Annotated in this window: 14 protein-coding genes; 11 read left to right on the top strand and 3 right to left on the bottom strand. The window is 69.9% G+C overall.

The genetic code is table 11. The features are described from left to right. Window positions 1-86: 86 nt before the first annotated feature. From ACWD0J_RS25855 to ACWD0J_RS25870, 4 genes are all read left to right on the top strand, one after another. Entirely contained in the window at window positions 87-431 is a 345-nt protein-coding gene (locus ACWD0J_RS25855; RefSeq protein ID WP_451498220.1) for a DUF3817 domain-containing protein, read from the top strand. Further along, complete coding sequence (locus ACWD0J_RS25860; protein WP_451498221.1) at window positions 428-721, top strand: MTH1187 family thiamine-binding protein; 294 nt, start codon at window positions 428-430, stop codon at window positions 719-721. The genes ACWD0J_RS25855 and ACWD0J_RS25860 overlap by 4 nt, the downstream gene beginning before the upstream one ends. Before the next feature lie 243 nt (window positions 722-964). Further along, window positions 965-2,758, top strand: coding sequence for a glycosyltransferase family 2 protein (locus tag ACWD0J_RS25865; protein WP_451498222.1), 1,794 nt, complete (start codon window positions 965-967; stop codon window positions 2,756-2,758). 3 nt (window positions 2,759-2,761) lie between these two features. Next, a complete protein-coding gene (locus ACWD0J_RS25870) occupies window positions 2,762-4,717 on the top strand; it encodes a galactose oxidase-like domain-containing protein (RefSeq protein ID WP_451498223.1) in 1,956 nt (651 codons plus the stop codon). 27 nt (window positions 4,718-4,744) lie between these two features. Here the strand turns inward: ACWD0J_RS25870 and ACWD0J_RS25875 are convergent, their stop codons facing one another. Beyond that, entirely contained in the window at window positions 4,745-5,737 is a 993-nt protein-coding gene (locus tag ACWD0J_RS25875) for a glycoside hydrolase family 6 protein (RefSeq protein ID WP_451498224.1), read from the bottom strand. Window positions 5,738-5,903: 166 nt separating this feature from the next. Here ACWD0J_RS25875 and ACWD0J_RS25880 point away from each other — a divergent pair, with 166 nt between their 5' ends. The 3 genes from ACWD0J_RS25880 to ACWD0J_RS25890 all read left to right on the top strand — a co-directional run bounded on the left by ACWD0J_RS25880 (window position 5,904) and on the right by ACWD0J_RS25890 (window position 8,571). Then, entirely contained in the window at window positions 5,904-6,413 is a 510-nt protein-coding gene (locus ACWD0J_RS25880) for a MarR family winged helix-turn-helix transcriptional regulator (RefSeq protein ID WP_451498225.1), read from the top strand. Between the two features lie 43 nt (window positions 6,414-6,456). Then, complete coding sequence (locus ACWD0J_RS25885; RefSeq protein WP_451498226.1) at window positions 6,457-6,795, top strand: DUF3817 domain-containing protein; 339 nt, start codon at window positions 6,457-6,459, stop codon at window positions 6,793-6,795. Between the two features lie 75 nt (window positions 6,796-6,870). Beyond that, a complete protein-coding gene (locus ACWD0J_RS25890; RefSeq protein WP_451498227.1) occupies window positions 6,871-8,571 on the top strand; it encodes an acyl-CoA mutase large subunit family protein in 1,701 nt (566 codons plus the stop codon). Window positions 8,572-8,585: 14 nt separating this feature from the next. On the opposite strand, the gene ACWD0J_RS25895 is transcribed toward ACWD0J_RS25890, so the two are convergent. Then, on the bottom strand, window positions 8,586-9,248 hold the full coding sequence (locus ACWD0J_RS25895; RefSeq protein WP_451498228.1) for a TetR/AcrR family transcriptional regulator: 663 nt from the start codon (window positions 9,246-9,248) through the stop codon (window positions 8,586-8,588). 206 nt (window positions 9,249-9,454) lie between these two features. Here ACWD0J_RS25895 and ACWD0J_RS25900 point away from each other — a divergent pair, with 206 nt between their 5' ends. From ACWD0J_RS25900 to ACWD0J_RS25915, 4 genes are all read left to right on the top strand, one after another. Further along, window positions 9,455-10,438, top strand: coding sequence for a tetratricopeptide repeat protein (locus tag ACWD0J_RS25900; RefSeq protein WP_451498229.1), 984 nt, complete (start codon window positions 9,455-9,457; stop codon window positions 10,436-10,438). Between the two features lie 648 nt (window positions 10,439-11,086). Beyond that, window positions 11,087-11,719 carry a DUF6230 family protein gene (locus tag ACWD0J_RS25905; protein WP_451498230.1) on the top strand — a complete coding sequence of 211 codons (633 nt, stop codon included), beginning with the start codon at window positions 11,087-11,089 and terminating at the stop codon, window positions 11,717-11,719. A gap of 103 nt (window positions 11,720-11,822) precedes the next feature. Further along, complete coding sequence (locus ACWD0J_RS25910; RefSeq protein WP_451498231.1) at window positions 11,823-12,443, top strand: DUF6114 domain-containing protein; 621 nt, start codon at window positions 11,823-11,825, stop codon at window positions 12,441-12,443. Beyond that, window positions 12,433-13,815, top strand: a complete 1,383-nt coding sequence (locus tag ACWD0J_RS25915; RefSeq protein ID WP_451498232.1) for a hypothetical protein — start codon at window positions 12,433-12,435, stop codon at window positions 13,813-13,815. Before ACWD0J_RS25910 ends, ACWD0J_RS25915 begins: the two co-directional genes overlap by 11 nt. Before the next feature lie 380 nt (window positions 13,816-14,195). On the opposite strand, the gene pyk is transcribed toward ACWD0J_RS25915, so the two are convergent. Further along, window positions 14,196-15,620 carry a pyruvate kinase gene (gene pyk, locus ACWD0J_RS25920; protein WP_451498233.1) on the bottom strand — a complete coding sequence of 475 codons (1,425 nt, stop codon included), beginning with the start codon at window positions 15,618-15,620 and terminating at the stop codon, window positions 14,196-14,198. Between the last annotated feature and the right edge of the window lie 44 nt (window positions 15,621-15,664).

Raw genomic sequence — 15,664 nt, forward strand, 5'->3', positions numbered from 1 at the left:
GACGCCGCACAGGCGTTTGCCACAATGGACGAACCTTTGTGCTCGCATTCACAAACGTCCGACGTCTCTCCCACCGAAGGTGACCCGTGGACCTCAAGACCGCCACCGCCATCCGCCGCCTCCGCCTGGTCTCGGCCCCCGAGGCGATCTCCTTCCTCCTCCTGCTCGTCTGCTCGGTGCTGAAGCGGACCACGGACTTCAACGCGGTCCCCGTGATGGGGATGGTCCACGGCGTCCTGTTCGTCCTGTACGTGATCTTCTGGGCGGACGCCTGGAACCGCACGAAGTGGTCCCTGAGGACGGCCGCCCTCTACTTCGTCCTCTCCGTGCTGCCCGCCGGCGGTTTCTTCGCCGAGCGCAGGCTCCGGCGTGAGGCCGAGGACGCGGTCATCGCCTCCCGCGTCCGCAAGGAAGGGGTCGTCGGCGCATGATCGTCGCCTTCTCCGTCACGCCGCTGGGCGTCGGCGAGGACGTGGGGGAGTACGTCGCCGACGCCGTCCGGGTCGTGCGCGAGTCCGGCCTGCCCCACCGCACCGACGCGATGTTCACGTCGATCGAGGGTGAGTGGGACGAGGTCATGGACGTCGTCCGGCGGGCCGTGGCCGCGGTGGAGGCGCGGGCGCCGCGGGTGTCGCTGGTCCTCAAGGCCGACATCCGTCCCGGGGTGACGGACGGCCTCACCTCCAAGGTGGAGACGGTGGAACGCCACCTCTCCGCGTAGCCGGCCGGCCCGCACGCTTGTGGGGGCCGCCCCAGGCCCCCGCTTCGGCCCTGAAGGTGTCTCGTCCTCAAAGGCCGGACGGGCTGGATCCGCCTGGAACGGCACCATCAGGCGCCGCACCCCCGGCGCGGCCCCGCCCCCACCTGGACGCCCCCAGTTCGACACACCCTCATATCTCCACTTCTGTAGGGATATCGGTTCCGATCACCGATCACGATCACCGATGACTCCCTGGAGGGTGCTGTGCGGCCGGAGGGCTACGACTACGACACCTACAGCCGACTGGCCGGACCGCTCACGGAACCGACCGGTTCGGCCTACCAGGTGCAGTACGCCTCGCTCCTCTCCCGAGAGCCGCGCCGAATACGCGCCATCCTCCTCATGACGCTCGCGCCGATCCTCACCGGCGCCCTCCTGGTCTACCTCGTCTGGCCCACCCACTGGGTGCAGCGCGAGGGCGCGGACACCTGGCTCGTCGGCCTCGACGTCACCATGCTCGTCGCCATCGGACTCATCGAACTCTTCATGGTCGTCAACGTCGCCTCCGTCGCCCACGCGACGATGGTGGCCCGCGACCCCGTCCCCGTCGTGCCCGCACCCGGCACCCGCGTCGCCTTCCTGACGACGTACGTCCCGGGCAAGGAGCCCCTCTCCATGGTCCGAGCCACCCTCGAAGGCGCCATGAGGATCACCGGCACCCGCGGCGTCGTCGACGTGTGGCTGCTCGACGAAGGGGACGACGAGCAGGCCAAAGCGCTCTGCGCGGAGCTCGGCGTCCGCCACTTCACCCGGCACGGGGTCCCGGAGTGGAACCGGGCCAAGGGCGTCCACAAGGCCCGCACCAAGCACGGCAACTACAACGCGTGGATCGCGATGCACGGCGACGCGTACGACTTCTTCGCCTCCGTCGACACCGACCACGTCCCGCTCCCCGAGTTCCTGGAGCGGATGCTCGGTTACTTCCGGGATCCCGATGTCGCCTTCGTCGTCGGCCCCCAGGTCTACGGCAACTACCACCACCCCGTCACCAAGGCCGCCGAGTCCCAGCAGTTCCTCTTCCACGCCCTGATCCAGCGCGCCGGCAACCGCTACCGCGCCCCCATGTTCGTCGGCACCAACAACGTCGTACGGATCTCCGCCGTCAAGCAGATCGGCGGACTGTACGACTCCATCACCGAGGACATGGCCACCGGCTTCGAGCTGCACCGCCACCGCAACCCGGCGACGAACCACCACTGGCGGTCGGTCTACACCCCCGACGTCCTCGCCGTGGGCGAGGGCCCCGCCTCCTGGACCGACTTCTTCACCCAGCAGCTGCGCTGGTCCCGGGGCACCTACGAGACGCTCTTCAAGCAGTACTGGAAGGCGCCGTTCACCATGCCCGCCGGGCGTCTCCTCTCGTACAGCCTCATGCTGGTCTACTACCCGATGACGGCCGTCAACTGGCTCCTCGGCATCCTGAGCTGCGTCCTGTTCCTCTGGTTCGGCGCCTCCGGCACCCAGGTCGCCGCCTCCGTCTGGCTGATGCTCTACAGCGACGCCGCCGCCCTCCAGATCGGCCTGTACCTGTGGAACCGCCGCCACAACGTCTCACCCCACGAACCCGAAGGCTCGGGCGGCCTGGCCGGCATGGCGATGTCCGCGCTGTCCGCGCCCATCTACCTCAAGTCCCTCGGCGAGGCGATCGTCCGCCGCCCCAGCCGCTTCGTCGTGACCCCCAAGGGCGGTGACACCAGCCCGGACCGGCTGCTCACCTTCCGCATCCACCTGTTCTGGGCAGTCCTCCTCGCCACCTCGCTCGCCGCCTCGGTCGTCCTCGGCCACACGCACGCGGCCATGCGCACCTGGGCGGTCCTCGCGATGGCGATCTCCCTGGCCCCGGTCGGGGTGTGGGCCGCCACGCTCCTCAAGGAGCGCCGGGAGCGGCTGGCGCTGCACGGGACCGCGACCGCGCGCACGGTCGAGAGCGGGGAGCCCGCCCTCGCCACCACAGGAGCGACCTCGTCCGTCTCCGGCACCACGACAGGAGGCAACTAGGCCATGGCCTATCAGCCGTCGCAGAAGACCAAGAAGACCGTCCTGGGCATCGGGGGCATCGCGGTCCTGGCCGGTCTCAACGTTCCGGCCGCGCTGGACTTCGCGGGCGAGAAGTACCACGACTACGAGATCGCCCAGCCCGCGTACAAGGCGAAGTACGGCAGCTGGACCCAGGTCGGCATCCCGCAGGAGTACCGCACCAACGCCATCCACGCGGCACTCCTGCACACCGGCAAGGTCCTGATCGTGGCCGGCTCCGGGAACGAGCAGAAGAAGTTCGACGAGGGGTCCTTCGACACCGTCCTGTGGGACCCGAAGGCGAACACCTTCAAGAAGATCCCCACCCCCGACGACTTCTTCTGCGCCGGCCACGCCCAGCTCCCCGACGGGCGTCTGCTGGTGGCCGGCGGCACCGCCCGCTACGAGCTCCTGGACGGCGAGGTGGACCGGGCCGGCGGCGGCATGCGCGTGAAGAACGAGAACCCCGACAAGGCGGTGTTCCTGAAGAAGGGCACCCGTTTCCGCTCGCCCGCCGGCGTGGAGTACGTCAGCAGGTTCGACGTCACGATCCCGAAGGCCGAGCGCTCCTTCAGGGTGTCCTACAACAGCCGCGGGGTGATGCGGCCCTGGCGGACCAGGGTCACCGCGAGCGAGGCCCGGGTCTTCGTGGAGGCCACCGAGAAGGGCCCCATGTCGGTCACCGAGAAGCAGGCGCAGTACGAGATCGTCGGCCTGGCCGGCGAGGACGCCGGCAACACGTACGGGCTGGCGGAGCGGATCACCCTCGACAAGCAGGACTTCCAGGGGATCCGTGCCGCCTACGAGTTCGATCCGGTCGCCGAGCGGTACATCCCGGTCGACCCGATGGACAAGGCCCGCTGGTACCCGACCCTCGTCGGCCTCGACGACGGCCGCGTCCTCGCCGTCTCCGGGCTCGACGACGTCGGCGTGATCGACCCCGGCGACAACGAGATCTACGACCCGCGGACCAAGAAGTGGTCACCGGGCCCCAAGCGGTACTTCCCGACGTATCCCGCCCTCTTCCTCACCAAGGGCGGCAAGCTCTTCTACCCGGCCTCCAACGCCGGGTACGGCCCCGCCGAGAAGGGCCGCGAACCGGGGCTGTGGGACCTGCGGACCAACACCTTCCAGAAGGTCCCCGGGCTGCGCGACCCCGACGAGACCGAGACCTCCGCCTCTGTCCTGCTGCCGCCCGCGCAGGACCAGAAGGTGATGATCCTGGGCGGCGGAGGTGTCGGCGAGTCCAAGAAGTCGACCCCGCGTACGGCGGTCGTCGACCTGAAGAAGGACAATCCCGTCTTCAAGGACGGCCCCAACCTCCCGCAGGGCACCCGCTACCTGAACAGCGTGATCATGCCGGACGACACCGTCTTCACGTCGAACGGCTCCGAGGACTACCGCGGCCGCAGCGCCAGCAACATCCTCAAGGCGCAGTTCTACGACCCGAAGGCGAACGTCTTCCGGGAGGCCGCCGCTCCCGAGGTCGGCCGCAACTACCACTCGGAGGCGCTGCTGCTGCCCGACGGCCGGGTCGCCACCTTCGGTTCCGACCCGCTCTTCGACGACCAGCAGAACACCAAGCTCGGCCACTTCGAGCAGCGCATGGAGATCTTCACCCCGCCCGCGCTGCACCGCAACGGTGCCCAGCGCCCCGTACTGCGGGACGGCCCCGAGGCGCTCGACCGGCAGAACCGGGTGACGTACCGGACCGACCACCCGGAGCGGGTCGTCAGGGCCCGGCTGATGCGGCCCAGCGCGGTCACGCACACCACGGACGTCGAGCAGCGCTCCATCGAGCTGCGCCTGGCCAAGGACGCGGACTCGGTGACGGTCGACGTACCGAAGGACCGGACGCTGGTGCCGCCCGGCTGGTACATGCTCTTCGTGACCGACGCGGACGGCACGCCCTCCGAGGCCAAGTGGATCCACGTCAGGTGAACGGCGGTCTTCCGCCGGGGAGCCGTGTCACGCCTTGGAGTTGCGGGCCAGTCCCAGCGCGTACTCCGGCCACCACCGGCCGGCGTTCGGCCCGCCCTCGCACGTTCCGTCCGACTCGCCGGGCCGCTTGATCCACAGGTAGGCGTCGAGCGCGGGCTCGCCGGTGTCGGTGGTCGGCCGGGTGCCCAGCGCCCGGCCGGGCGGGTTGCACCACACCCCGGGCAGCGGACCGTTCCCGTTACGGCTGCTGTCGATGACGAAGTGCTTGCCGCCGAGGTCGCCGGAGAGCTGGAGGCCGTACGTCCTGGTGGCCTCGTCCGTCTGGAAGTTGGAGACGTTGAGCGCGAACCCGTCGGCCCGTTCGATGCCGGCCCGCTTCAGCGGTTCCACCAGCTTGTGGGACTCGCGGATCCAGGCCGGGTTGCCCGCGTCGAGGTACACCTTCGTGTGCGGCTGCTGCTTCAGCCGGACGATCGCCTCCCCGAGCAGCCGCTCGCGCTCGGCCCCGTGCGCGGCGGGCGTGCAGCCGTCGATGAGGTGCGCGACGGCGTCGGGTTCGAGCACCACCAGGGCCTTCGCCGAGCCGAGGGCGGCGGCGAACTTCCCGATCCAGGTGCGGTAGGCGTCCGCGTCCGCCGCGCCGCCCGCCGAGTGCTGGCCGCAGTCCCGGTGCGGGATGTTGTACGCCACGAACACCGCTGTCCGGCCCTCCCGGGTCGCGGCCTCGGTCGCCGCCCGCACCTGCGGGGCCGGGTCGGTCTCGCCGGCCGGCCACAGCGCGGCCGGCTGGTCGGCGATGCGCCGGAGCAGTTCGGCGTCCTGGGTGCGGCCCTCCTGCCGCCACGTCCGGATCTGCTGGGCGGCGGGGCTCGCCGGGTCGACCCAGAAGGCCGAGCCGGACGTGCGGACCGGCTTCTTCGCGGCGGCGACGGACGCCTCGTCGACACCGGGCGCGAGCGAGCAGCCCGCGACGAGTCCGAGCACCGCGAGGACCGCGAGGGGGTGGATCGGCCGGACCATGCTGCTCCCTGGGGCGAGGGTGACGTTCAGTGACGATGTGTCATCAATACTGACATAGTGGTGTGTATGGCCATGGAAAGGACATGATCCAGGCGCCCCGCCGGCGCCCGGACCGAAAGACGAGACGGGGCTGACCGGCATGTGACCGGCCGGTAAGGTCAAAGGCGTGCCGAAGCCGCTCAGTCTCCCCTTCGACCCCATCGCCCGCGCCGACGAGCTCTGGAAGCAGCGCTGGGGAAACGTGCCGTCCATGGCCGCGATCACCTCGATCATGCGCGCGCAGCAGATCCTGCTGGCCGAGGTCGACGCCGTGGTCAAGCCGTACGGGCTGACGTTCGCGCGCTACGAGGCGCTGGTGCTGCTCACCTTCTCCAAAGCGGGGGAACTGCCGATGTCGAAGATCGGCGAGCGGCTCATGGTGCACCCCACCTCGGTGACCAACACCGTCGACCGCCTGGTGAAGTCGGGCCTGGTGGCCAGGCGCCCCAACCCCAACGACGGCCGCGGCACCCTCGCCACCATCACCGACAAGGGCCGCGAGGTCGTCGACGCGGCCACCCGTGACCTGATGGCGATGGACTTCGGCCTCGGGGTGTACGACGCGGAGGAGTGCGCCGAGATCTTCGCGATGCTCAGGCCGCTGCGGGTGTCGGCGCACGACTTCGACGAGGACTGACCCGGGGCACGGTCTCCCGGGCCGCGTGGTTACGCTCGGAGGCATGAAAAAGTCCGTGCTGACCCGCTACCGGGTGATGGCCTACGTCACCGGTGTGCTCCTGGTCCTGCTGACCGTGGGCGTGATCGCCAAGTACCTGCTCGACGTGGACGGGGCGGACGGCTTCACCCGCGTCGTGGGCATCGCGCACGGCTGGCTGTACGTCGTCTACCTGGTCTTCGCCTTCGACCTGGGCTCGAAGGCGAAGTGGCCGGTCGCCAAGCAGATCTGGGTGCTGCTGGCGGGGACCGTCCCGACAGCCGCCTTCTTCGTGGAGCGGAAGATCAGCCGCGAGCTGGAGCCGAAGATCGCCGAGGGTGCTCCGGTGGTCGCCAAGGCGTAACCCCGCCGCCGCACGGACACACGTGCGGCGGTCAGCCATCGACATTTACTAGGACGTCCAAGTAAATTCGAGGGTATGGACGCTGACGCCATCGAAGAGGGCCGCCGTCGCTGGCAGGCCCGGTACGACGCCTCGCGCACGCGGGAGGCCGACTTCACCACACTCTCCGGGGATGCCGTGGAGCCGGTGTACGGGCCACGGCCGGGGGACCGGTACGACGGCTTCGAGCGGATCGGGTGGCCGGGGGAGTACCCCTTCACCCGCGGCCTGTACCCGACCGGCTACCGCGGGCGCACCTGGACCATCCGGCAGTTCGCCGGGTTCGGGAACGCCGAGCAGACCAACGAGCGCTACAAGACGATCCTGGCCAACGGCGGCGGCGGGCTGTCCGTGGCCTTCGACATGCCGACGCTGATGGGGCGTGACTCCGACGATCCGCGGTCGCTGGGCGAGGTCGGGCACTGCGGTGTCGCCATCGACTCGGCCGCCGACATGGAGGTCCTGTTCCAGGACATCCCGCTGGGTGACGTCACCACCTCGATGACCATCAGCGGGCCCGCCGTGCCCGTCTTCTGCATGTACCTCGTCGCCGCCGAGCGGCAGGGCGTCGACCCGGCCGTGCTCAACGGCACGCTCCAGACAGACATCTTCAAGGAGTACATCGCCCAGAAGGAGTGGCTCTTCCAGCCCGAGCCGCACCTGCGCCTGATCGGCGACCTGATGGAGTACTGCGCGGCCGGCATCCCCGCCTACAAGCCGCTGTCCGTCTCCGGCTACCACATCCGCGAGGCCGGGTCGACGGCCGCGCAGGAGCTGGCGTACACCCTCGCGGACGGGTTCGGGTACGTGGAGCTGGGGCTCAGCCGCGGCATGGACGTGGACGTCTTCGCGCCCGGCCTGTCCTTCTTCTTCGACGCGCACCTCGACTTCTTCGAGGAGATCGCCAAGTTCCGGGCGGCGCGCAGGATCTGGGCACGCTGGATGCGGGACGTGTACGGGGCGAAGAGCGACAAGGCGCAGTGGCTGCGCTTCCACACCCAGACCGCCGGGGTCTCGCTGACGGCGCAGCAGCCGTACAACAACGTCGTACGGACGGCCGTGGAGGCGCTCGCGGCGGTGCTCGGCGGTACCAACTCGCTGCACACCAACGCCCTGGACGAGACCCTGGCGCTCCCCTCCGAGCAGGCCGCGGAGATCGCGCTGCGCACCCAGCAGGTGCTGATGGAGGAGACCGGCGTCGCCAACGTGGCCGACCCGCTGGGCGGTTCCTGGTACGTCGAGCAGCTGACCGACCGGATCGAGGCGGACGCGGAGAGGATCTTCGAGCAGATCAAGGAGCGCGGACTCAGGGCGCACCCGGACGGGCGGCACCCCATCGGGCCGGTCACCTCCGGGATCCTGCGCGGGATCGAGGACGGCTGGTTCACGGGCGAGATCGCCGAGTCCGCGTTCCGCTACCAGCAGGCGCTGGAGAAGGGCGAGAAGCGGGTCGTCGGCGTCAACGTCCACACCGGCTCGGTGACCGGTGACCTGGAGATCCTGCGGGTCAGCCACGAGGTGGAGCGGGAACAGGTGCGGGCGTTGGGCGCCCGCCGGTCCGCGCGGGACGGCTCCGCCGTACGCTCCGCCCTCGACGCGATGCTCGCGGCCGCGCGGGACGGCGGCAACATGATCGAGCCGATGCTGGACGCCGTACGGGCCGAGGCGACGCTGGGCGAGATCTGCGGGGTGCTGCGGGACGAGTGGGGGGTGTACACGGAACCGGCGGGGTTCTGACCGGTTCCGGCCGGCTAGTCCGTTCTCGTTCCGTTTCCTGCTCCCGTTTCCCCTTCCGCTCCCGCACCCGAGAGGCCCAGCAGCAGCACCTGGGTGAAGCCGCGCACCCACTCCTCGTCCGCCGGCTCCGCGCTGACCAGGGTGCGGTGGACCACCGCGCCCGCCACCACGTCGAAGATGAGGTCCACCGTGCGGGCGGCTTCCCGCGGGTCGGGCATCGGGGGCAGTTCACCGCGTTGCTGGGCCCGGGAGCGGCCCTCCAGGACCAGGCGTTTCTGCCGGTCCACGATGGAGGCGCGGATGCGTTCGCGCAGGGCGTCGTCGCGGGTCGACTCCGCGACGACCGCCATCAGGCCGCTCTTCGCCTCCGGCCGGGCCAGGATCGCCGCGAACTGGAGGACCACGCCCTCGATGTCGCCGGCGAGGGTGCCGCAGTCGGGGAGTTCCAGCTCGTCGAAGAGTTCCGCCACCGCGTCGACGACCAGCTCGTTCTTGCCCGCCCAGCGGCGGTAGAGCGTCGTCTTCGCCACCCCGGCCCGCGCCGCCACGTCCCCGAGCGTGAGCTTCGACCAGCCCAGCTCCACCAGGGCCGCCCGGGTGGCCGCGAGGATCGCGGCGTCCGCGGTGGTGCTGCGGGGGCGTCCCGCGGCCCGCGGGGCGGAAGGGCGGCTCTGCATTCCCTGACCATAAACCGACGGTTCGGGGGTGACGCCGTGAGGGAGATCACCAGGGGCGGGTGGTCCCGAGGGACTCGCTGCCATTACGCTACGGCTCGTAGCGAAACCACGGACGCAGGGTGGGGACCCGGCACCGACGAGCACACGGCACGACCGGCTTGCACCACGCTTTTCACACGCGGCCGCGAACGGGGGAGGATAGACGCATGCAGCCACGGAACATGTCCATGAGCGGAGTCGTCGACCTCGCCGCGGTGAAGGCGGCCCAGGAGGCCAAGGCGAAGGCGGAGCAGGCGCGCGCCGAAGCGGCCCGACAGGGCGGCGGGCCGGGGGCGATCTCTCCGGCCGATCTCGTCATCGACGTCGACGAGGCGGGGTTCGAGCAGGATGTCCTGCAGCGCTCCGCCGAAGTGCCCGTCGTCATCGACTTCTGGGCGGAGTGGTGTCAGCCCTGCAAGCAGCTGAGCCCCGTCCTGGAGCGGCTCGCCGTCGAGTACAACGGGCGCTTCCTTCTCGCCAAGATCGATGTCGACGCCAACCAGATGTTGATGCAGCAGTTCGGGATCCAGGGGATCCCGGCCGTCTTCGCGGTGGTCGCGGGGCAGGCCCTGCCGCTCTTCCAGGGCGCCGCCGGTGAGGCGCAGATCCGGCAGACCCTGGATCAGCTGGTGGAGGTCGCCGAGCAGCGCTTCGGCCTGACCGGCCTGGTGGTCGACCCGGACGCCGGCCCGGGCGCCGCCGCCGAGACCGCTCCCGCTCCGACGCCGGCCGGACCGTACGACGCGCTCCTCGAAGCCGCCGTGCGCGCCCTGGACGCGGGGGACTTCGGCGGTGCGGTCCAGGCCTACAGGAACGTACTGGCCGACGACCCGGGCAACACGGAGGCCACCCTGGGTCTCGCGCAGGCCGAGTTGCTCCAGCGGGTACAGGGGCTGGACCCGCAGCAGGTGCGCAAGGAGGCGGCCGAGAAGCCGGACGATCCCGGGGCGCAGATCGCCGCCGCCGACCTGGATCTGGTGGGCGGACACGTGGAGGACGCCTTCAGCCGGCTCATCGACACCGTGCGCCGCACGGCGGGCGACGACCGCAACGCCGTACGCGTGAGGCTGGTGGAGCTGTTCGACGTCGTCGGCGCCGACGACCCGCGGGTGGCGGCGGCGCGCAGGGCGCTGGCGCGCGCCCTGTTCTGACCGGGGCGGCGGCCGGGTTTCTGACCAGTCGCTAAACATTCGGCCATGTGATGCCCGAGTGAAAGGTTGGCCCACAGGGGCCGATGCGGCCGCGCTTTGCCAAATCTTGGCAATCGCGGCCGCTGTTACTTGCAGTAAGTCGGGGGCGTTGATCTGTCGGATTCTGTCCAATGATCAACAGCTTTGTCCCGGCCCTCCCTGACACCGAGCGTCGTCGGCCGAGACCAGCGGGTCGTTGTTCGGTTATCCGGCCGTTACTAGCGAGTAACGAACCCCCTTGTGTCGACGGCGAGAATGCACCACGATCGGCGACGCTCGGTCCATTCCCGTACCCCGGCAGCCGGTTGGGTCGACGGGAACCCAGGGTCCCCACCGAGCAGAGCCGGCGGCAGTGGCGCCGGCTCTTGGGCAGGGGGGTCTTCGCCGGTCGGCGAAGCCTGTCCAGCAGGGTTGTGCGTGATGCGTGTCAGGCGCGACCAGTGGTTGTCGCTCGGGGGTGATCGCCGGTGATTCGGGTGCGGTTCGCGCCACCGAGTACGGGCGCTCCCCTTCCCGAGGACGTAGCACTTCTCCCATCCCTGCCCGGCTGAGCCGTCGACCCGACAGGGAAGCCAGGGCCAGGAGATGTACGTCCGAGAAGGAGGAAATATGGAGTCCCAGGTGCGTGGCGGGACCAGATGGAAGCGGTTCGCTGTGGTCATGGTGCCCAGCGTGGCCGCCACGGCATGTATAGGTGTCGCTCTCGCGCAGGGCGCCCTCGCCGCGTCGTTCAGCGTGTCGGGGCAGTCGTTCAAGGTGACGGCCGACCGGATCGAGGGCACGGGCTTCTCGCAGTACGGAGCCATCGACTCGGGGTACACCCTCGACGGCAAGAAGACGGCTCACCCCGTCGCGGTCTCGGCCTTCAAGAAGGCCTCGATCACGAACATGTGCCAGTCCGTCGTCACCCCGGACATCCCGCTGCTCGGGTCGGTCAGCCTGACGCTGAGCGCGGGCGGCAAGGGCACGCCGGTCGTGGCCGACAACCTCTACATCGACGTCGAGGAACTCGAGGCGAACGCCACCTTCGAGAACATCGACATCGGTGTGGCCGGCAAGGACCTCAGCAAGGGTCCGGGCATCAAGAGCGGTGACACCGCCAACCCGTTCGGGTTCAGCCAGCAGGCCACCAAGGCCACGCTGACCGACGTGAAGCAGACGGCGTGGGCGACCACCGCCGGCACCTTCAAGCTCAGCGGTCTGAAGATGTCGCTGTCGAAGGGCGTCAAGGAGTGCTACTGAGCACTCGCTGACGGGCGGGGGAGCCGGTGGCCTCCCCGCCCGTCCACTCTGCGATCCGCAGAACCACTCACCACAGCAAGCCGTTCCAGGGAGCTGTTTTTCCATGAGCGCCGAGACTCCTGCCGCGCCCGGTCGCGATGAGCACTACCTCCGGGTCTTCAAGCGGAACTTCCGCGCCTGGCGGGGCACTCGGCCGTTCTGGGCCGGGCTGTTCGTCCTGCTCGCCGGACTCCCCATCGCCTACTTCCCGTACGCGAACCTGCAGATCGGTCACCTCACGCTGACCATGGCCACCACGGCGGGTGCCGGTTCCCTGATCATCGGCGTGCTGCTCGCCGTCCTGGGCGTCAGCCTCTGGTTCCAGAAGCACGTACGCACCTTCGCGGGCGTCGCGGCGATCCTGCTGGGACTGGTGTCCCTTCCGGTGTCCAACTTCGGCGGCTTCATCGTCGGCTTCCTCCTCGCCCTCGTCGGCGGGGCGATGGCCGTGGCCTGGGTGCCGGGCGAGCCGCCCACACCGCCGGCGCCGGGGGTTCCCGCGCAGCAGGGCGGTGCTCCCGAGGCCGCGGTCCCGGGGGTGTCGTTCGCGAAGGACGCCTCGCCCGCCGCGGCCACCGACCGCGGCACCACGGTGCCCGAGCCCGTGCACGACATCGGCGAGCCGAACGATCTGTCAGGAACGAGCCCGGTCTACGGGGCGAACGGGAGGCACAGTGCCGGCTGACGAGGTGACCCACGGGACTGACGTGGACACGTCCTGTGTGAGAACCGGGCCGCGCCACGCGGCACCCAAGAAGCCGCTGTTCACCAGGTTCCACATGCCTGCCGGCAAGGCGATAGCCCTGGCGGCCATGCCGACCGCGGTCCTCATGGGGATGGGGTTCACGCCCACGCTCGCGCTCGCCGACGACCAGCCGGCGTCCAAGAGCCTGACGGCCGACGAGTACAAGGACTGCCTCACGGCGCTGGAGGACGGCGCCTCGGCGTCGGCCAGTCCCTCGCCGTCCGCCTCGGCGAGCGACGGCTCCGAGGACCCGTCCGGCGACTCCACGGACTCCCCGGACACCGGCACCGCCGAGCCCGGGCCGTCCGCCTCGCCGGGCGGCGACGGCTCCTCGGGCGGCGACGGCTCGGGTTCCCCGGGTGACTCCTCTTCGCCGGATTCAGGTTCCGGCGACGAGGCCGACCCGGCCCCCGCGCCCTCCGCCTCGCCGGGCGGGGACAGCGGCTCGGCGTCCGACACCGCCACCGCGTCGCCCTCGCCCTCCGAGAGCGACGGCAACCTGCTGGAGGACATCGGCGACGCGATCACCGGCGTCTTCACCGGCGGCTCCAAGGCGACGGAGAGCGCGAGCCCGGCCCCGTCGGCGTCCCCGTCCGCCACCCAGAGCCCGGCGGCCCCCGCGGAGGACTCGGCGGACACCGGCAAGGACGCGTCCGACCCCGTCGGGGAGACCACCGAGAAGGTCACCGGCCCGGTCGACGACACCGCGCAGGACACCACGGACAGCGCGTCCGAGGCGGCCGAGGACACCGCCGAAGCCGTCGAGGAGGCCGCCGAGAGCGCCTCCCCGGATGCCACCTCCTCGCCCAGCCCGTCCGCGAGCCCCACCACGGACGCGGAGGACTGCCCGGCCGCCACGGACGCCGAGAGCGGCATCGACAACGCCGTCCCGCTGCCCGACGACCCCTGGTACCTGAACGCCAGCTCGCTGACGCTCAAGGGCGCCGACTACAAGGGCGTCGTCGAGGTGAAGACCGCCGGCGGCCAGGTCAAGAAGGTCCTGAAGTACGTCATCTCCGACGGGACCGACATCGGCGACCTGCACCAGACCGTGCAGGACAAGCAGTCCGGCAAGACCTACCACGTGCAGGCGGGCAAGGGCACCACGTCCACCATCCGCGACGGCGACACGATCATGTACACGGAGAGCATCTCCGGGAACCTGTTCGGTCTGATCCCGATCACCTTCGATCCGGAGCACCCGCCGCCGCTGAACATCCCCCTGATCTACTTCACCAACGCGAAGGTCCAGCAGGCCGGCCAGTTCGGCGGCACGCTGACCGTCCCCGGGCTGCACCAGTACACGACGTGACCGGCTGAACGTCATCGCCGACAGTCTTCTCCGGGAGCCGCAGAAAACCGTGCCCCGCCGGGTGTCCGTCCGGCGGGGCACGGTCGTGTCCAAGAGGGGACACGGGAGGGAGTGACGATTGAGAACCCAGATGAAACTGACCCGCGACGGCGACGCGTTCATCGCCCGGCTCACGCCCCGTCAGGTGTCGGCGATGTACGAGGCGCTGAGATCCGGACGGGCTTCTTCCGGGAGAACTTCGACGCCCTGGCGCATGCCGTCGTCCGTGCGGCGGCCGAGGCGTGACATCCGGCGGGAGTCACTGACCGGGTGAACGGACGAGGGCGCCCCCTGCAACAGGGAGCGCCCTCGGTGCCGTACGCGAGCCCTTTGGGGGGTGCTCAGTTGGCGCCGCCCAGGTGGTGGACGCGGAGCATGTTGGTGGTGCCGGCGACGCCGGGGGGCGAGCCGGCGGTGATGATGACGATGTCGCCCGGGTTGAAGCGCTTGGTCTTGGTGATCTCCTGGTCGACCAGGTCGACCATCTCGTCGGTGCTGTTCACGAACGGCACGACGTGCGACTCGACGCCCCAGCTCAGCGTGAGCTGGTTGCGGGTGCTCTCGTCGGTGGTGAAGGCGATGATCGGCTGGACCGCGCGGTAGCGCGACAGGCGCCGGGCGGTGTCGCCGGACTGGGTGAAGGCCACCAGGCCCCGGCCGCCGAGGAAGTCGGCGATCTCGCACGCGGCGCGCGCGACCGAACCGCCCTGCGTGCGCGGCTTCTTGCCCGGGACGAGCGGCTGCAGGCCCTTGGACATCAGCTCCTGCTCGGCCGCGGTGACGATCTTGGACATCGTCTTGACGGTCTCGATCGGGTACGCGCCCACCGAGGACTCCGCCGACAGCATGACCGCGTCGGCACCGTCCAGGATCGCGTTGGCCACGTCGGAGGCCTCGGCGCGGGTGGGACGGGAGTTGGTGATCATCGACTCCATCATCTGGGTCGCCACGATCACCGGCTTGGCGTTGCGCCGGCACAGCTCGATCAGGCGCTTCTGCACCATGGGGACCTTTTCGAGCGGGTACTCGACGGCCAGGTCGCCACGGGCGACCATCACACCGTCGAACGCCATCACGACGTCCTCCATGTTCTCCACCGCCTGCGGCTTCTCCACCTTGGCGATGACGGGGACGCGGCGGCCCTCCTCGTCCATGACCTTGTGGACGTCGGCGACGTCCTTGGCGTCCCGCACGAAGGACAGGGCGACCAGGTCGCAGCCCATGCGCAGCGCGAAGCGCAGGTCATCGATGTCCTTCTCGGACAGCGCCGGCACGTTCACGGCCGCGCCGGGCAGGTTGATGCCCTTGTGGTCGGAGACGACACCGCCCTCGATGACGATCGTCTTCACCTTCGGGCCCTCGACCTCGGTGACCTTCAGCTCGACGTTGCCGTCGTTGATGAGGATCTGGTCGCCCTTGGTCACGTCACCGGGCAGGCCCTTGTAGGTGGTCCCGCAGATCTGCTTGTCACCGGAGACGTCCTCGGTGGTGATGACGAACTCGTCACCGCGCTCCAGCTCGACCGGACCCTCGGCGAAGGTCTCCAGCCGGATCTTCGGGCCCTGGAGGTCGGCGAGGACACCGATGGCCCGGCCGGTCTCCTTGGCGGCGGCACGGACGCGGTCGTACCGCCCCTGGTGCTCGGCGTGGGAGCCGTGGCTGAAGTTGAAGCGGGCCACATTCATGCCGGCTTCGATCAGCGACACGAGTTGTTCGTGGGAGTCGACCGCGGGGCCGAGAGTACAGACGATTTTGGAACGGCGCATGGGGCGATCCTATCGGTTTGTTTCGCTACGGAATATTCCGTCTG

The sequence above is a fragment of the Streptomyces sp. NPDC003011 genome, assembly GCF_053591515.1.